We start from the raw sequence: 19,307 nt of genomic DNA, 5'->3' as shown, positions 1-19,307 counted from the left end.
AGAATGGTATAGTAGTACAAAAAGATACTTTACGATATTTCATGAAAGAGAGAGATCAGCAGAATGCATTTCTGCTGATCTTTTTCTCGTTATAGTATTAATCTATTAGCCAGTCTATTTTTAATGACTTTTAGGTTCTTGTTTAACGGAGTAAACATTAAAAGCTATATCATAATACATGATTTGCTATTGATTCAAAGCAGGATGTTTTAATAAAATGTTGAGTAGCATATCCAATTCCCAATCCACATCTACAAATGATCTATATTTTTCGTTATTAACTACCCCGATAAAGTTGCATTTACATCCTCACTTATAATCTGAAAATAAAGCTTGAAATCACGCGAATTTATCTATTTTCCAATTAATCATTGTTTCTGTAGTATCTACTTTGTTCATGTTTAGTTTTTCTAATACACGAATAGAACTATGATTGTCATGTAGTGTTTCAGCTATTATTCTATCAACTTCGGATGTTTCAAAAGCCCATTGAATTAAGGCTCCTACAGATTCTGTTGCATAACCATTATTCCAATAGTTTTCAAGGAAACCATACCCAACTTCTACTACTTTATTCTTATCCGGTTTTCCCTTAAAACCTATGTCGCCGATGACAACACCATCTGTTTTTCGAATAACAAGCCAAGTGCCCCAATACAATAAAGAAGAATCTTCTTTTAACCTCTTCAAATAAGTTGAGATTTGTGGCCCGTTATCGTATTTCTGATTTATAGCAATTTCAACTGTTTCTTCCGTACACGGTATAATGCTTAGTCTTTTCGTTTCTAAATTCATGATAATTCCTCCTCGTTATGAAATGAAATCCCCCCAATGAAAATAGATGTACAAAACATAAAATCCTCTCCCTTAACAATTAATATTTCTAATTATATCATTTTCTAACTTTTTTGACTTATTTGAATGTATGAATTTCAAAAAATTACCCCCACAAAATGTTTCATTGGTCCGAATAGTATACTAGGGAAAAAATCATATGAGTGCATTATATATCGTATGTATCCTTAGTCTAGGTAAGTAGTATTTATAGGTATTTAAGAAGGAAATATACATTTGCAATGCCAATGAGTGATTAGTTAAGTTGGAAGTTTCCACTTATTAAAATATTTTATATTTGTACCAGAAGAAAATAAAAGGAGTATATCCAAAAAACGATGGAGAAAACAATGCGGAAAAGGAAAGAACAATCTAAAGTTATTTTTTATGATGCTGAAGGAAGAAGGAAAATATTTTTTAATTGGTTTCTATGTCTTACGATAATTATTATGATTATTGTTTTTTACTTTTTCTTTCGAAGCATTTTATCAGATGTGAAATTCTCATATATGAAACCTTTCATAACTCAAGATAAAAAAATTGTCCCTATTAATGAAAAACTTAACGATCAGCAGTTACAGAAAGAATTAAAAAGTGAAGAATATGAGTACTCTAATACTAAAATAGATAATAAGAGGTATTCTCAACATTCAGAAGTTAATGATAAGCAACCTAAAGAAGTTTACGGTTTTTATGTAAACTGGGATGCAAACAGTACGACTTCTTTAAAGGATAATATTCGTTCATTAACGATGTTAATACCAGAGTGGTATCACTTAAATGCAGACTTAACAATTAGTAGTGAGATGAAACCTGACATTGTAAAGTTAGCGAAAGAAAATCATGTAAAAATTATACCTTTAATCAATAACTTTACTGATTCTGGCTCGGAGGGTGCATTAATTCATAAGTTGCTGCGTGCACCGGCTGATGTACAGACAAAGTTTATTAATGATTTAGTAAAACAAATTGAAACCAATCAATTTGCAGGTGTTAATATCGACTTTGAGTCAATACCTGAAGAAGATCGAAATGAATTAACAAGACTTATGAAAGAACTTACTACTGTGTTTCATCAACATCATTTGCTTGTGACACAAGATGTTCCGGCTGCCGATAATACCTTTGATTACGGAGCTTTAGTAAAAGAAATAGATCGTATGATTGTGATGATGTATGATGAACACCATCAAACTGGGAGTTCAGGTCCAATTGCTTCAAATAAATGGTTTGAGAATACACTTAATCATTTAGATATTCCTTCAGAAAAACTAATAGTTGCTTTCGGGAACTATGGATATGATTGGGAAAGGAATAGTAAGAAACCCGCTAAACCTTTAACTTTTTCAGACATTATGAAGATGACACATGATTCGAATGCAAAAATTCAATGGGATAAGATAAGTGGAAATCCTTATTTTCGATATAGAGAAGGTACACAAGATCATATTGTTTGGTTTTTAGATGGTGTGACCCTTTACAATCAAATGAAAATAGCATTGAAAAATGATGCAAAAGGATTTGCATTTTGGAGATTGGGAGCAGAGGATCCTACTGTATGGAAATCATTAAGAAATCCTATAGAAATACAAAAGGATCTTAGTCCATTACGTAAAATTGATAGCATAAATCAAGTAAGTTATTCTGGGCAAGGGGAAATCTTAGAAGTTACGCATGAAGGTCAAAAAGGACTTAGGGATTTTAAAGTAGGAAAAGATAATGATCTTACAGATGAAGTGTATCAATCACTTCCATCGTCATATCAAGTGCAACGCTATGGACAACCAAAAGGAAAACAAGTAGTACTCACATTTGATGATGGACCTGATCCTACATATACGCCGGAAATTTTAGATATATTAGATAAGTATAAGGTAAAAGCTGATTTCTTTGTAGTTGGTGAAAATGCGCAATTAAATACTAGTATTCTTAAAAGAATATACGATGAAGGGCATGAAATAGGCAATCATACTTTCACACATCCTAACATAGCGGATACTTCTTCATTACGAACAAAAATGGAATTAAATGCTGCTCAACGGCTTATTCAAGAAACAACAGGCCACTCAACGGCTTTATTTAGACCGCCATATGAAGCGGATGCTGAACCATATTTACCAAATGAGATACTACCTATTTTGCGTGCTCAAAATATGAATTATACAATGGTCGGAGAAAAGGTTGATCCTGAAGACTGGACGAAACCATCAACAAATGAATTGGTAAAACGTGTTCTTAAACCTGTTTATAGTGGTGAAGGGCATGTGATTCTCCTTCATGATGCAGGCGGAGATCGTACTCATACAGTAGAGGCACTACCAATTATTATTGAAGACCTAAAAAAACATGGATATAGTTTTGTGACAGTTTCAGATTTAATGAGGAAAAAACGAGATGATGTTATGCCCTCCATTTCTTTTAAGGATAAGCCATACCTACTTTATGATCGAGTTGTTTTTTCAGGAGCAGGATATTTGAATCATATATTCACGACTATTTTTTATATTGCTATTGGATTAGGTATTTTTCGGTTCCTATTTTTAATTTATTTTGCATGTAGACAAAAAAAGAAAGTTACACCCCATTTGTCTATTAATTCTACTTATCAACCTTTTGTTAGTGTTGTGATAGCAGCATATAATGAAGAAAAAGTTATTACGAAAACGATTCGTTCTATTTTGGATAGTGATTATCGGGATTTTGAAATTATTATTGTAGATGACGGGTCAAAAGATGGTACGTCAAAAGCAATTCAAGAAGCATTTCATAAGCATCCTAAAGTGTATGTAATTCAAAAAGAAAACGGTGGGAAAGCATCTGCAATGAATTTAGGATTCCAACAATCGCGAGGAGAAATTGTTATTTCATTAGATGCCGATACCGTTATTGCTCAAGATGCTATTTCTTTAATGGTTAGACATTTTGAAGATGATCATGTAGCAGCAGTTTCTGGCAACGTTAAAGTAGGAAATAGACGAAATTTGTTGACTACGTGGCAACATGTTGAATACATTACAGGCTTTAATTTAGAGCGAAGGGCTTTTGATGAGTTAAATTGTATTACTGTCGTTCCTGGTGCTATCGGAGCATGGCATAAAAAACGTGTGGAAAAAGCGGGATATTTAAGTGAAGATACACTTGCGGAAGATACAGATCTTACGCTAACATTTTTACGTCAAGGATATCGAATTGTGTATGAAGAAAAAGCATATGCTTATACGGAGTCGCCTGAAGATGTAAACAGTCTTGTTAAACAGCGATATCGTTGGTCGTATGGAACACTTCAGTGTTTATGGAAGCACCGAAAAGCTTTATTTAATGTGAAACATAAAACATTAGGATTTATTGCACTGCCAAATATGTGGTTATTCCAATTCATTCTGCAATCGATTTCTCCATTAGCAGATATATTAATGATTATGGGCATATTTAGTAGTCATCCTTTGAAAGTTCTAGGATTTTACCTTTTATTCTTTGTAATTGACCTTCTAGCTTCACTCTTTGCCTTTCGATTAGAAAAGGAAAATCCTAAACCATTAGTCTGGTTAATTTTACAACGCTTTATTTATCGTCAATTTATGACTTATGTTGTCATTAAATCGATAGTTTCTTCTATTCGAGGAATAGCGGTAGGCTGGAATAAACTGAAGCGCATGGGAAGTGTCGAGGAATCCTCTTGTCATACTAAAGCATCATAAGAGAGCAGAAAGTCTGCTCTCTTTTTGCTGTTAGCAGATTGATTTAAAGTTAAAGTAAAACTTACAATTAAACTGATAAATTGTAGGTCTGATTTTTCTAACACTAAGTGAAATTGCAAGATATTAATTGTTAAAAAAATACATTTTATATGATATTGTTAATATAATTAAATTATTTAATTATTTGTTCATAGGGAAGGGGAAAGGTTGTTGGAAATAGACAGTATGAATATTGCGGCATTAAGAAAATATGCTAGTGAATTTTGTAAAGATAAGAATTGGAGAGATATCTTCACGGAAGCAGTGCAACTGTACACAACAGCGAATAACTCTAAACAGATGTATTTTTCTATATTCTTATTAGGAGAAATTTCTCCATACAAGATGGAAGCTCTTGATTTTTTAAGATGTAAGGTCAGTCAAAATCATGATTGGCGAGCTCAAGAGGTGTTAGCCAAAGCGTTTGATACATTTTGTTTTAAAACAGGATATGAAAATGCTCTTCCAATTATAAATGAATGGTTGTCGGATAAGGGTGAAAATGTAAGAAGAGCTGTTACAGAAGGATTGCGCGTATGGACATCAAAACCATTTTTTAAGGAAAATCCTGAAGCAGCTATACAATTGCTTTCAAATTTAAAGAATGACCCTAGTGAATATGTAAGAAAGTCGGTTGGAAATGCAATTAGTGACATCTCTAAAAAACATCGAGAGTTCGTTCAGAAGGAGTTAAGCAATTGGAACTGCAAAGAACAGTTTGTATTATTTACGTACCAAATTGCAACTCGGCATATGATTTGAGATAAATGTTGTTTGGGTTAGTAGTGATAAATTTTTACGTAAGGAGTCTAGTTATGGAGAAACATATATTAGAAGATTATTGTTGAAATCAGCCTGGAGCAATTCATGATTACAAAATAGAATGGCAAGCAGATCGTTATCAAGTGGGAGGGAAAATGTTTGCTATGTTTGGTGGGGATTCAGTGGGAAAGCCTATACTATCATTGAAATGTAATCTTGAGCGTGCTGAATATTTAAGGGAAACATACGAAGATATTATCCCTGGATATTACATGAATAAAGTGCACTGGAATTCCATTTATTTAGATGCTGATATTCCTAAAGAGTTATGGGAGAAGTTAATAATTCATTCCTATGAGCTAGTCTTTCAAAAGTTACCTAAAAAGGTTCAAAAAGAAATTGGTAGTAGGGGATAGAGCATGAAACAATGGATGGATGAGATTAAAGAACTAAAAAGGACCTAATGTGAACTGTACCCCGAATCGCAGACACTAAAAAAAGTCTATGCTTTGGGATACAGTTCAGTTTTGAAAGGTCTTTTTGTTAAATTCAAATGGTAAATCATCTTCTATATGTTTATTTCACATGATCCACGTTATTGAAAATCAATTAATAAACTAATTGATTTTCAATGCTTTTCTTATTTTCATAAATCCAAAGGAACATGTCTTGATTTATTTTTAGTATTTCTGGCGAATGTATGAAATAAGCTATAAAAATTACTTGTATTCCATCTTTCTTCTACCGTATGTTTGTCAGTTTATACTGCATAAAGGCGCCTATTTATTTTTCGACAAAAACTGTCTCGATTCCTATAAGAGGAGACGTGCTATAGTCTCATATCGAATTGAAAACGGATAAATATTCTTTAGGTAAATAAAGTTATGGTAAAAATTGAAGCATACTACATTGCTACATTAGCAATCATTATCTAAAAGTCTGTCAGTGAATTGAATACGTAATTGTTTGTTACGATATTCGGTAATGGTTAACCATATTCCACTCAAAGCAATGAGAAGAGCTAGTATGCTGAATGGAGCAGTATAACTATGTAGATAGTCAACAAGTATACCAAACAACGCAGGTGCAAGTACAATGGCAAATTGATTTAATGTTAAAGCAAAGCTTACAGTTAAACCAATAAACTCTGGTTCTGATCTTTCTGATACGAAAACGATAAATAAACTAAACCACCCAATAGCAAAGAAACCAAGAAAGAAGCATAAGATTACAAGTAACCAAAAAGTCATATAAGTCATGACATAGCTCGTGCAAAGGAGCAATAAGACAGTGATACCGATAGTTATTTGTAATGGAATGATACGATTTCCTTTAAATATGTTATCACTAGCCCATGCTAAAAGGATTCTCCCAATCATTCCACCTAGCAATACTACACTTAATAATGTTCCAGCATGATGAAGATTTGTATGAACTTCATTTGTAAGATAGCCCATTAGGTGAGAAACGAGCACCATTTGTAAGGACATCATTGTTACTCCAATTAAAAAGATAGGATAGAGAGAATCGTTTCTTTGTATCTTCTTTAACTTTGTAAGGAAGGAAACCGTTTCTGTTTTTTGAATGTTAGAACGCTCCTCACGATAAAAGAGGATGAACAATAAGCCCCCGCTAATAGCTACAATTGCTTGCACAAGGATTACAGAAGGAAGACCATATTCATAAAAAAAGAAAGGAAGTGTACTAGAAGCTAAAGCGCCTCCGATGGGAATTCCAGTTTGACGAATACCCATTGCAAGTCCTCTACGCTGAGGAGGAAACCACTTTACAATCGCTTTACTGCCCCCAGGTTGTGCCGTTCCATACCAAACTCCTACAAATAGTAAAATAGCAGCTACGTATGTGTAATTGGTGACTGGATAGGCAAGCAACATACTCGCTCCAAGTAAAATAGATCCTCCTCCTACAATCCATCTTTCTCCATATCGATCCATTAAGTTTCCAAACAACAACATCGAGAAGATCGGTCCAATATTGACAACTGATACAAGTAATCCCGTTTGAAATTGAGATAGGTGATGTACTTGCTGCCATAAAGAAGCTAAAGGACCAATCCCGTATGTAACAAATGTAGCAAATGTTTGTGAAATAGTTGCAATCAATAAGATAACCCACCTGTAAGAGCTAGTGGAATCATTTCTTGTTTTTTGTTTCTGCATTTTATCATTACCTCCTCTTCGCTCTTATTGTATAAATATAGAGGTATCAAGTAAAATAAATAATAAAGATAAAAGGTATCAAAAAAATTGATATCTTGAGAGGTGAGTTATATGGACATTAAAGATTTGACTGTATTTAAAAAGGTAGCTGAAGAAGGGAGTATATCGAGAGCAGCGAAATCACTAAGCTATGTTCAATCAAATGTGACTATGAAAATTAAACAGCTAGAAGATGAGCTGGGGGTTCCTTTATTTTACCGGAATGGAAAGGGAGTTACTTTAAATTCTAATGGCGAGATTTTGTTAACATATGCTAGGAAAATTCTGGATCTAACTGAGCAATCAATCAGATTGGTACAAAGTAATCACTCTAAACCTCTTGGTACGCTGAAGATTGGATCTACCAACTCTACAGCTGCAGTCCGTTTACCTCCTCTTCTAAAAAACTATTATGAAAATTATCCTGAGGTTGAATTAGTATTAGAAACTCATACAAGTACTGAGCTAACTCAACTTGTACTTGAACGTAAACTAGAAGGGGCATTCATTGTTGAAGATGTTCATCATCCAGATTTGACTTCAATTCTGTTTTGTGAGGAAGAACTAACGATTATTAGTCATCAACCATTACATACTTTACAAGAGCTTGATAAAGTCACTATGTTAGCCTCTGAGAACGGTTGCAACTATCGGAATATGATGGAAAAGTGGTTAAAAGAAGAAGGCATTTATCCAAAGCGTGTATTAGAATTCGGTACGATTGAAGCAATCATCGGTTGTGTAAAGGCTGGAATGGGCATAGCCGTCATGGTCAAATCAATTTTGAAAGACCATGAGCAATCTTTAATTATGACTGATTTACATGAGAAGTATTCCAAAGTACCAACTTATTTTATTATGAGAAAAGATGTGCTTTTTTCGGCTGCCCTACAGAAATTTGTTGAGATGATAAAATAAATTAGTGTGTAACTTAATTCTAACTATTGAGGATTGATTTGGCGACATATAGGGTAGGGGCCCTCAAGGTTGTCTATAAAGTGAAACTTTAATCAGTGGGGGTTTTCCTCATCCCCCACTGATTATTAGTTGAACCAATCGGGCTTTTACGGGGAGTTTATCTCCCGCCTAACTTCTTTGCTTCCGCTGAATTTTGAGGTGGGAGTATTACTGCCCGTTAATGCGGGATAAATGACGTTCTAAGTTTCATCGTAAATGGTCGTTTTCGTTAAAAATATAAAATAATCTATTGTACTTATTTAGCATGTAAGCACCTCACAGCACTCTAAAAACGCTTGGATAATTATTCAAGCGTTTTACTATTCCTTCAAAGTCTTATGAAATGAATTGACAGCGAATGAGACTCTACATTTGAACATGCTTTTTAAGCGGAATATCTAGATATTTTACATACCTGTTTGTTTCTTTTTCTTGATATATCCTTATGAAACTCACTTCAAATGTAGGATAAGGACTGAGCTCTTTTTCAGCAATTTTAGCCATGGTTTTTAATTCCTTACTAGATAGCCCCCAATGTGTTTGTCCCATTGTTAAATGAGGTACATAATTATCTAGTTCCATATATTTTTTAATCAACTCATTATCAGGAGAAATGGCATTAACAATTTTTTGATGTAATTCAAAAATTTTTTCTGATGTAACACTCAAGAATAGAACACTTTCTCCAAAAAACATTGGTTGATTTAGGGAGACATTGAACACAGAAAAATTTGCACAAACCTTTTTCAACTTTTCAATCCATTCTAAATCAGCAGTTAAGCCACCTTGAGCTTTTACCGTAATGTGTGGCTCAACAACATCGACAAGTAAATTATTTTCCCATCGGTGTTGAACTTTACTTATTTTCTCTTTATATTCGTCTGGAGGTACAATCCCAATAAAGTATTGCATATTTATTCTCCCTTTTTATAGTTGAATCAATTTCATAATTCGCGGCCCTGATGTACCAAGGGTTTTGAGAACATAAAAAAGGAGTACCTTCCTAAATTTTTGTATAATGGTAGTTACGACACAAACCAAAACAAGAAAAGAGGTTGACTCCCTGTGCCTATTATACGACAAGAAAGCCTATTTGACATCAAAGATTTATATGATTTAGAACCAACGAGACGATTCAAAACAATTTTTTCGACATTGACAATTGAACCTGTCCTAGCCGCTGTTTCGAAACGATCAATTATGGTGCGCCAACAGAATTAAATTACGCAGCGATGATCTATTCCCTCGTTGCTCGTATTGTGGAACGAATTCCAACGATTAAAGATCTTGTGAAACGGTTACGCCATGATTTTCTGATCGCATCCCTTTCGAAGCTTCTTTTTCACGGTTCACTCAGAAATTAAGTGAATCCAATGTACTAGAAATCGTTCAAGAAACCGTTATGAACTTGCAGAGATGTTGAAGAATAAGTAACCATCTAGATAAAAGTATGTGGTGTAGTAAAAAATGTAATTGGAAGTAAAAAACTTATTTAGATACGATAAGGAGAACCTTACCAAAAATAATGTAGCTTTTTTGTATATTACAATAAAAGTAGATAGCTAAGGCCATGATAATAATAATTTGAGAGTTGTCATATAAAGTAAATATGGTGTGCTATAATTGTGAATATTAACCTTAAGATTATTATAAAAGAGGATAAAGATGAAGAAAAAACTTTTACTTATAGAAGATGATATTAAGTTAATAAAATATATGAAAGAATACCTAGGTGCTTATGATTATTTGGTTCAGACAATAAAAGATTTTGATCATGTTGAGGAAGAAATATATAAGGCAGAGAGTGATTTAATACTTTTGGATATAAATCTTCCGAAGTTTGATGGATTTTATTTTTTGAAGGTAATTAGAAAAAAGCTACAAACACCTATTATTATAGTTTCTTCAAGAAGTGAAGAGGGGGAACAAGTTAGAGGAATAGATTTAGGAGCAGATGATTACATCACAAAACCTTTTAGTATGGGTATACTTTTAGCAAAAATAAATGCAGTGTTAAGAAGAGTAAATAACTTAAATGAAAATATGATTGAGGTCAAAAACGTAAAGCTTTTTTGTGAGAGTATGGAAATAAGAGTAGATTATGAGAGTATTCCTTTATCTAAGAATGAATACAAGCTTCTTAAAATATTCTTCACAAATTATGAAAAAGTGGTTACAAGAGAGGAACTACTAGAAGCGTTATGGGATAAAGATGAATTTGTAGATGATAATACTTTAACAGTCAACATAACAAGGTTAAAGAAAAGGCTTAAAGAGAAGGGCATACAATTAACCATTGAAACGAAGAGGGGAGTTGGATATGTCCTTAAGTAAACTAGTAAGAGCTACTTTGAAAAAGGAGAAAGCTTCGATTTCTCTTTATTTATGTAGTTCTTTTTGTATCATTCTCTTTTACTATTTCTTATATGATAATAAATTGATACTTTATCCTATTTTGGTATGTTGTTTTTGTTTGGGTGTGTATTTAGTTTATAAATTTTTTATATACAAATCATTTTATGAGTCTCTTGAAGAGATAAAGACAAGTCCTGCTTATCATAAAGCTGAGGGCAGCATTTTTGAAGATGTATTTGATGAAATAAGGGAAATTCATAACAATTATATTTCAAAAATATATGCCTTAGAAGTTAACAATGAAGAGAAGGAAAAATTACTTATAGAGTGGATTCATAATATGAAAACTTCTGTAGCAGTCATCCATTTGGCTTTAGAAAAATTACCTAATGAGGAAGCTATTAAGGATATTCGAGATGAAAATAGTTTATTGCAAATGAATTTAGAAGGTGCATTGAATATATTCAGACTAGGAGAGTTTTCTAAAGACTATGTTCCTGAAGCTATCCATTTAAAGGATTTAGTGAAGGAAAGCATTCATTCACAAAAAAGAAATTTTATTTATGCGAGTGTATTTCCGGAGATTAACATTCCTGAAGATTATGTCATCCTATCAGATAAAAAGTGGAGTAAATATGTTATGGAGCAAGTGATAAGTAATGCCATAAAGTACTCGTTTTCAGGAGGAAAGGTTTGTTTTTATGCCAAAGAGAGTGAGAATGAAGTTACGCTTTATATACAAGATTCAGGTGTAGGAATAAAAAAAGAGGAACTTTCCAGGGTTTTTGATGCATTTTTTACGGGAAGTAATGGAAGAAAAGAAGAAAAATCGACTGGCATAGGTCTTTATATGTGCAAATGTATTTGTGATAATCTAAATGATAAAATAGAAATCACATCTGAAGTTTCAAAAGGTACAACGGTAAGTATTAGGTATTTAAAAACGAATCAATTCTTAAATTTGGACAAATTTTCTTAGGTTATGCCTTTCTCCCAGGTTTTTCATGTCCATCTTTACTTAAACACGCCCCTATTTTACAGGAAGCCAAGTATACTTTGGTTTCCTTTGTTGTTTTTCCCCTTCAAAAAACTCCATCATCATTTCACTTTTTGATTACTTTTCACGATCCTCTGTTAGGAAGCTAACTAGAAACACAAGAAACCTTACATGGGCGTAAGGTTAAGTAAGGAAAATCAATTTGAGAATATAATAATTAGGAATATACTTTAGGTAAAGTTTTGAAGGGAAACGAGGTAGATTTACATGAGAGTTTTAGAATGTAGAAGAGTTACGAAAGTTTATGATGCATTTAAAGGGGCACAAGCAATAAAAGCACTTAATGACATCTCTTTTAAGGTAGAAGATGGAGAGTTTTTAGGAGTTATGGGACCTAGTGGAAGTGGTAAAACAACTTTATTAAATATTTTAGCTGGAATTGATAAAGCTACAGCGGGTGAGATCTTCATAGATGGAAAGAATATTCTTACGATGAAAAAAGATGATATGGCTATTTTTAGAAGAAATCATATGGGATTTATATTTCAAGATTTTAATCTTTTGGACAGCTTGACCGTTAAAGAAAATATAGGATTTCCATTAACATTAGACAGAATAAAACCGAAGATTATTGAAGAGAAGGTTAATGGATTAATAGAATATCTTGGTTTAAAAAAAGTGGAAAATAGTTATCCCTATAATATTTCAGGTGGCCAAAAGCAGAGAGTGGCGCAAGCTAGAACACTAATTAAAGAGCCTAAAATAATATTAGGAGATGAGCCAACAGGAAATTTAGATTCAAAATCATCAACGAATATAATGGAAAGCTTTAAAAAGATAAATGAAGAGAAAAAAGCGACTATTGTCATGGTAACGCATGATCCTTTTGCAGCATCCTTTTGTCAGAGAATTATATTTATAAAAGATGGAATGATTAAGCTTGAAATTAACTCTAATGGAAATAGAAAAGAATTCTTTGACAAGATCATAGAAGCACAATTCATTATAGGAGGATAAGAATAGTGGACTTTTCTTCAATGATTATAAAGAATATTAAGCATAATATTAAAAATTATACGGCATATCTTCTTGGTAATAGCCTTATTCAGTGTATTTTATTTATGTTTTTTACGATTGTTTTTAGTAAGGAATTCATGCAAGCTGATGAAACTTCGAGTATTAAAGCAAATTTTATGTCTGTAGTAATATTAATGGTAGCCTTTTCAGCCATGTTTATCATTTTCACTACAGTTTCTTTTACAAAATATAGAGGAAGAGAATTTGGAGTATATTTCACAATTGGATTCACTTCAAAGGAAATAATAAAAATACTTTGTTATGAAAATGCTATCATTTCTTTGGCCTCATTTCTATTTGCATCTCTTGGGGGAAGCGTATTTTCAAGACTATTTCACATGGCTATTGGGAAAATATTGAAGATAGATCATATAAATATTCCTTTAAGTATGAAAGCTTATGGAACAATCTTTTTAATATCCGCTGTCATATTTTTATTTACAACCCTATATCAAATGTTTTTCTTAAAGAGATACTCAGTTGTTAATATATTAAAGTCAAAATCAAAGAGAGATGTGGGGCGTACAAGCACTGTTTTAGGCGTGATCGGAATCATTATTTTTGTAAGTTCCCTTATTGCTTTTCGTATGGTTGTGAATGGGGAAATAAAAAATAATGAAGGCTTAGTTGGTACATCTTCTATACTAGGTACAGTCGTGTCCGTTTATTTATTAATCGGCTTTTCCATGACGGTTGTCGTAAAGATTTTGAGAAATTTTAAAAGTACATATAACAATAATATTTTACTAATTAATTCTCTTTCGCATCGATTTAAATCGTATCGAACAGTTTTGTATGTAGTTACATTAATGGTTTCTGGAGCAATGATGTTTATTTCTATTGCCTATGGCGCGTATAAGTCAACTGAAAGACGAATTGATACAAAGTATCCCTATGATATAAGTTATATCATTGATAAAAATCAAATGAAAGATAAAAGCATGAAAGACTTTGTTGAAAAAAACTTAGCGGAAGTTAAAAATTATGTTGAGTTAGAAGGAATAAATATTCCAGAGATTAGGGTTTATGAAGGAAAATGCTTATGGCGCGCTCCTAAAATGCTAGTGATTAGTGAAGATAATTATAGAGCATTAGGGAATCATGAGTTGAATCTAAAACAAGGAGAAATTTTGTATTCTCATTTTGAAAAACAAGGTGGTTTTTTAGCAAGCGGCTTTATGTTAGATTTGTCGAAAAAACCAATGAAAAATGAAGTGTCTTTAAAGGAATATAAAGAACAGCATAAGATGGATGAGTATATCTATGTAGCCAGAGAGAATAAAAGAGATCAAATAGGTACGATTGTAAATGATTTCTACAATGATAATTATCGTAGAGGTGATGTTTTAGTTGTAAATAATGAAGATTATAACATAATGAAGAATAAGTTAGGGGATGAAGCTGTTACTTATGATGTACTTATGAATCTAAAGAATAGCAATGGATATAAGGGGATCAAGGCTAAGTTAGAAGCTAATTTTGGAAAAAAGGTTAGCGATACATTAACGATTAAAGTAAATATATTTGATGATACGATACGAGAAAACGGCTTTATGCTATTTATATTTAGCTTTATGGGAATGATGTTTTTAATAGGAAGTGCAGCAGTTTTATACTTTAAGACCATCACATCTATTGAAGAAGATAGGGAACGAAGTAAACAATTAATGAAAATAGGTTTAACTAAGAAGGAAATTAATCGGTTATCAATGAAAGAATTAGGCGCAGTATTTCTTGTTCCTCCAATTATAGCGTTAATATGCACAGGGTATTATTTATCTACCATCTATAATGTTATTAATGATGGGGACTATATGTGGGAAAACAGTTTAATTGTTTTTGGCGTATATTCTATAATTCAAATAATATTTTATATTTTAACTAGCAGTAAGTACAAAAAACAAATGAATAAAATTTATGTAAATCCAAGTTAAAAAAATGGCGTACCCCCTTTTGGTTATATAAATGCCAATTAAAAAACCGACATTAGGTAGGAGAGAGCATCTGGCCATGCATAGAAGCGGTCAGGGACTTTTTCTGCCACATGCGAAGTGAAAATAGAAAGTGTAGGTTACTTATTATTCTGCGTAGCCATATTGAAACAACTGAAGACTATAATTCTCTCAGTAGTTGTTTTTTCCTCACTACCATTAGGCGGATGTCAAACGACTGATAAGCAAACAGGCAACAAAACAGAAGCAACAGAAACAATGAACGATGTACGGGAAATCGCTTGGAACTCACTTTCTGATTCACAGAAAAAAGAAGTAATTGGTGAATGGAAAGAAGCCCAAGTAAGTAAAACGGTTGCAGATGCAGAGGGGTTTGCTTTAAAAGACCGTTCTTTTAAGGGGAAAGAAGTGACAAAGGTTGTGTTTCATTCTACAAAGAGTAGCTTATTGGGTGATATCATCAAACTTGTAGATGACGAATCGGGGAAAGTTGTTGGAGCGGGTTTGAGGGAATAGTATAAAGAGTAGCGAAGTGCGGTCAACGCATTTCGCTACTTTATTTCACTTATTCAATTTCTTGTACATTTGTACCTTTAGGAATAGAATCAGTAGTTAATCTCTGACCAAATACTAATTTCCATTGATTTGATTCCTTAAACATAGGAATCGTTTCTGAAATCTTATAATTATCAAAGTCCTGTTCTAGCTTAACTAAAGCCAAAGTCTTTCCAACAACTGTTAACTGTTTAAGGTCTGTTTTTGTAGAATTTTTGCTTAAACGTATGAAATGTTGCTTTACTTGTTCATGATTATATGGAGAAACAATATATAGATGTGTCATTAAATCATCTATTTTGTTCGACTCAATAGCTTTAATAAAATTTTTAATAACTTGTTGAGCCTCATTTTCTACTGTAGTTGCTTTATGTAACGAGTTAGTCTCTGTATAACTTTGCGGTGGAATTCCTCTTACGATTTTCCACTGGTTATTTTCTTTATAAACAGGACCTGTGCTGATCATAATTCTATCTTTGAAACGTATCTCAGTAGAAATAATAACAAGTGAATTACTTATCACTTTTGCATTAGTAATGGAAGCGCTAAGCAAAGGATGCTGCTTGTTGAACCTTGTATATAATTCTTTGAGATTTGTTATATCAGGTACATATGCAGAATATTTTATCATTTGTTCAACATTTTCTGATTTCTGAGCGGAAAAGAAATTGCTCACGGCCTGACGCGCTTCTTGTTCAGCAGGATTATTTGTACTAACAGCGGATACGGTTGTTATGTATGAGGGAAGAGAGGGAAACAACAAATCTCCCATAGTGAACAAAGTAAATATGATTCCCCCAGCAATAATGTTTTTACATAAAGTTTTCATATCATAAACCTCGCTTTTTTGTTTTTAGGTAGTCTCTACGCTAGTTTGAAGAAAGATATGTAACTTTATGTATTATACAGAAATGGATACATAACTATTTGTAATCAGTGTTATTGGTATTCAATGTACCTAGACAAGAAATTTAGGCTTAATCTCAAATTCAATTGGTGTTACTTTTTTATAATGAAATATCAAAAATGGGTAGTCTTTTCTTTTTAACGAACTCATTAAAAACATTTGGATTCATTTTGGATATTTTTAACCCGGTATTTTTGTATTGGAGAACGAGTTAAGGATTGATAAAGTTTGTTCTGTATTATTTTATAAATCATTAGGTCATATGAAGGTGTATCGAATTGAATATTTGCCATTTTTTCAGGTTGAATATGTTCAGTATTATTTTCGTAATGATATAGAAATGAGCATGTGAATGTTAAATTAGATGTATGTTGTTGATTTTGATTTATTTGAATAGCAATCCACATATTTTCCATTGAATGATGGTAAAGAAAACAATTTTCTTGTTCTAAGTGCGATTTCCATACCTTTTCTGTGTGTAATCCTTGTTTAATTTTCTTTATACTTTCTAATAGGTTAGAAAGGTTTTTATCCAGATTTTTGATGGATGATTCTATAGCAGATATAGAATCATCCAAGTACATAATATTTTTTTGTTGAACTTTTTCTTGTTCTTTATATGAATTCAATTGTGTTCTTAAGATGTTTTGTTTAGATACTAGTTCTTGAATTTCTTGTGATTCAGATAAATTATAAAAATTACGAATCAATTTACGGAGTTTATTATTGAATCGTTTTTGCTCTGTTTCTATTTTTGATGTAATATCAGTTAATTGTTTTCTTGTATTTGCTTGATGAATTAGTAATTGCTCGTGCTGAAGTGTTACCTCTTTTCTCTGTTGTACTTTAAATGTTTTTTCCTGAAGTAGAGATTCTTTATTTCGTTTATCCTGTTGAAACTGTTTTTCTAATTGAGAGATATTTGCTTGTCTTTGAAAATAATATGTAAACATTCCTGGATTATAAGGTTGTGCTTTACCATTATAAATTTCAATTGTTTGTGTAATTAGATTATGAAGGCGCTCAAAGTTAATAGCAGGAAGTGTAAAAGGGCAAAGTTCATTTTCTTGTAAATCTAAAAAAACAATTTGATGATGTAAAGAAAATAACTCCATTTGTGAATAACCTTTATTGAAACCTAATCGTCCATAGCATCCAATTTTTCGATTCTCTAGACATTTTAAATCTTCTTTATTATAAATGTGAAAAGGTGATATAGATAATCGGAATGGATGGGAAGATTCACTTGAGCCTTGTTTAAATAGAATGTTAATAAAACCGCCATTGTTGCGGTGTTCTACTTTTTCCACAATACCATGAACAATTACAATTTTGTTTTCATTGCTTTTAGCTAATTGTGTTGCTTCGATAGGAGATCTTAATAAGTCTTCGATTTTCTTGTTTTCATTATCTTCTGTTATAACATTTAATTCTTTCCAACTATCTTGGTAGCGATTATAAATGTTCTGTAAGGCGCCAAATGATTGGATGTAGTTAATCTTGTTTGTATATGTTTTGTTCGAATGAAATTGTTGCGGAGTTTTCTCTTTTGTAAGAGCTTGCTTAAGTTGATTTAATATAGTAAGACGAGCAGTTTGTTTTTTATCACTTTGGATATAATCAAAACGATTAGACAATTTTTTATAATAATTTGTTGGATCTTTGAAATAGCAGCTTTCTATATGTTCGTGATGTTTCTCTTGTGAAAGGCGGCGGAGCTTAAAGTGTGTTTCATCATTCTTGTATATATAATGAGTTAGCGTTGGTAAGTCGTATTGATGAGGTTCTTTTCTATATTTCTCTTCCCATGTTTTATAACAACCGTAGCACCGAAAGGAATCTTTAATTTCGTTATAATATGAAGGGGTACTTTGATATTGTAATCTAATTCCTCGGATTTTTTTCGCAGTCTCTTTTATCCAACCAGAATCGGTCTTTCTTACTGCATATGGCATGGAACTAATAGAACTCATATTCAACACCCTTTTTTTATATATTATTTATTATGCTTCTCTACATTATTGAAACTATTTGCCGTAATGGTTAATTTTTCCGTTTAACAACATTGCAAAATCAACCATGTATTTTCGAAGTTTTTCTGCAATAAATCTTCTTTTTTTATCCAAAAATACAATAGACCAGTGTCTCCCCAATACATTTGAGACTCGTCGTTGGTATCAATTTGTAAAAGTAACATCCAATCACGAGGGCTACCAGACAAACGTTTTCTCTCTATATTTGAAGGATCTGCATTTCCTAAATAAAATCCTTGCGTAACAAGATGACACTCTTCTGCCATTTCTTCTGACTGTATAGCTTGTGCTGAACCGAGTAAATGATGCAATCCATTATACCCTTCCCCGATATACACTTCTTCTATTTCTTTATAAAAATCCCATTCATCATCATCTGATAAACCCGTTTTCCCGATTTTTTCTTTTGTCAATGTCCATGTTTCTTGAAATGAAATTAGTGAAGGTGGGAACGTTTCTGTTGTGAGTTCTCTTCGTTTTAGTTTTTCTATATGTTCCGTATACAGAACACGATGTCCTCCAATATCGTTTGGGTCAAACCCCCATGGTTGTTCTTCGGCATCATAAAAGAAATACAGCATACCCTTTGTAGGCAGTGGATTTCCTTTGTGATAGGGTTGTACTTCCTCTAAATTTAGTTGTCCAATAAAGTGTAGCGGTATGTCATTTTTCATTGGAATCTCTAATTCATCAGGCAAATCAGGAAAACCACCGAATTTTGATGTGCCCACTACTATTTTTTCGTCAGATTCTCTGCATAAATGTATTTGAATCGTTGGTTCAAGCGTATCTGAAATATTTTTCTCTAGATGCATGACACCGTACTTTTTAAGCACATCTTGTAGCGTTTTTTTCATTATGTATCACCTCATTCTTATTGTATAACATAGTAGGGTGACAAAAATTGCTTTTTCAAATACAT

The 19,307-nt window shown here is 32.4% G+C and carries 15 protein-coding genes and 1 pseudogene; 10 read left to right on the top strand and 6 right to left on the bottom strand.

The window, feature by feature from the left end:
- Positions 1-339 precede the first annotated feature (339 nt).
- Positions 340-795, bottom strand: a complete 456-nt coding sequence (locus MR076_RS12645) for a GNAT family N-acetyltransferase (RefSeq protein WP_242221035.1) — start codon at positions 793-795, stop codon at positions 340-342.
- 389 nt (positions 796-1,184) lie between these two features.
- Between MR076_RS12645 and MR076_RS12640 the strand changes: the two genes are divergently transcribed.
- The 3 genes from MR076_RS12640 to MR076_RS12630 all read left to right on the top strand — a co-directional run bounded on the left by MR076_RS12640 (position 1,185) and on the right by MR076_RS12630 (position 5,749).
- A complete protein-coding gene (locus MR076_RS12640; protein ID WP_396021698.1) occupies positions 1,185-4,532 on the top strand; it encodes a trifunctional glycoside hydrolase family 18/polysaccharide deacetylase/glycosyltransferase family 2 protein in 3,348 nt (1,115 codons plus the stop codon).
- A 210-nt stretch (positions 4,533-4,742) separates the two neighbouring features.
- On the top strand, positions 4,743-5,333 hold the full coding sequence (locus MR076_RS12635) for a DNA alkylation repair protein (RefSeq protein WP_242221031.1): 591 nt from the start codon (positions 4,743-4,745) through the stop codon (positions 5,331-5,333).
- Between the two features lie 101 nt (positions 5,334-5,434).
- Positions 5,435-5,749 (top strand): MmcQ/YjbR family DNA-binding protein, encoded by a 315-nt coding sequence (locus MR076_RS12630; protein WP_242221059.1) that lies wholly within the window; start codon positions 5,435-5,437, stop codon positions 5,747-5,749.
- A 501-nt stretch (positions 5,750-6,250) separates the two neighbouring features.
- Here MR076_RS12630 and MR076_RS12625 read toward each other — a convergent pair.
- A complete protein-coding gene (locus MR076_RS12625) occupies positions 6,251-7,513 on the bottom strand; it encodes an MFS transporter (protein ID WP_242221028.1) in 1,263 nt (420 codons plus the stop codon).
- Between the two features lie 111 nt (positions 7,514-7,624).
- Here MR076_RS12625 and MR076_RS12620 point away from each other — a divergent pair, with 111 nt between their 5' ends.
- Positions 7,625-8,470, top strand: coding sequence for a LysR family transcriptional regulator (locus MR076_RS12620; RefSeq protein ID WP_242221025.1), 846 nt, complete (start codon positions 7,625-7,627; stop codon positions 8,468-8,470).
- Positions 8,471-8,875: 405 nt separating this feature from the next.
- On the opposite strand, the gene MR076_RS12615 is transcribed toward MR076_RS12620, so the two are convergent.
- Positions 8,876-9,421, bottom strand: coding sequence for a 2'-5' RNA ligase family protein (locus tag MR076_RS12615; protein WP_242221024.1), 546 nt, complete (start codon positions 9,419-9,421; stop codon positions 8,876-8,878).
- Between the two features lie 153 nt (positions 9,422-9,574).
- Between MR076_RS12615 and MR076_RS12610 the strand changes: the two are divergent.
- From MR076_RS12610 to MR076_RS12585, 6 genes and pseudogenes are all read left to right on the top strand, one after another.
- Positions 9,575-9,908: pseudogene (locus MR076_RS12610) on the top strand (IS5/IS1182 family transposase); the annotation flags it as partial.
- Between the two features lie 266 nt (positions 9,909-10,174).
- Positions 10,175-10,843 carry a response regulator transcription factor gene (locus tag MR076_RS12605; protein ID WP_242221022.1) on the top strand — a complete coding sequence of 223 codons (669 nt, stop codon included), beginning with the start codon at positions 10,175-10,177 and terminating at the stop codon, positions 10,841-10,843.
- Positions 10,830-11,843, top strand: coding sequence for a sensor histidine kinase (locus MR076_RS12600; RefSeq protein ID WP_242221020.1), 1,014 nt, complete (start codon positions 10,830-10,832; stop codon positions 11,841-11,843). Before MR076_RS12605 ends, MR076_RS12600 begins: the two co-directional genes overlap by 14 nt.
- A gap of 285 nt (positions 11,844-12,128) precedes the next feature.
- Entirely contained in the window at positions 12,129-12,878 is a 750-nt protein-coding gene (locus tag MR076_RS12595; RefSeq protein WP_242221018.1) for an ABC transporter ATP-binding protein, read from the top strand.
- Between the two features lie 5 nt (positions 12,879-12,883).
- On the top strand, positions 12,884-14,872 hold the full coding sequence (locus MR076_RS12590) for an ABC transporter permease (RefSeq protein ID WP_242221016.1): 1,989 nt from the start codon (positions 12,884-12,886) through the stop codon (positions 14,870-14,872).
- 276 nt (positions 14,873-15,148) lie between these two features.
- Complete coding sequence (locus MR076_RS12585; RefSeq protein WP_242221014.1) at positions 15,149-15,406, top strand: hypothetical protein; 258 nt, start codon at positions 15,149-15,151, stop codon at positions 15,404-15,406.
- 49 nt (positions 15,407-15,455) lie between these two features.
- Here the strand turns inward: MR076_RS12585 and MR076_RS12580 are convergent, their stop codons facing one another.
- From MR076_RS12580 to MR076_RS12570, 3 genes are all read right to left on the bottom strand, one after another.
- On the bottom strand, positions 15,456-16,274 hold the full coding sequence (locus MR076_RS12580; protein WP_242221012.1) for a hypothetical protein: 819 nt from the start codon (positions 16,272-16,274) through the stop codon (positions 15,456-15,458).
- 227 nt (positions 16,275-16,501) lie between these two features.
- Complete coding sequence (locus MR076_RS12575; protein WP_242221010.1) at positions 16,502-18,325, bottom strand: coiled-coil domain-containing protein; 1,824 nt, start codon at positions 18,323-18,325, stop codon at positions 16,502-16,504.
- Positions 18,326-18,408: 83 nt separating this feature from the next.
- Positions 18,409-19,242, bottom strand: a complete 834-nt coding sequence (locus MR076_RS12570) for a YwqG family protein (RefSeq protein WP_242221009.1) — start codon at positions 19,240-19,242, stop codon at positions 18,409-18,411.
- Positions 19,243-19,307: the final 65 nt, after the last annotated feature.

Source organism: Bacillus cereus group sp. BfR-BA-01380 (genome assembly GCF_022663535.1).
Classification (GTDB): domain Bacteria; phylum Bacillota; class Bacilli; order Bacillales; family Bacillaceae_G; genus Bacillus_A; species Bacillus_A cereus_BB.
The sequence above is the reverse complement of the archived record's forward strand: the minus strand, read 5'-3'. Positions and strand labels throughout refer to the sequence as shown.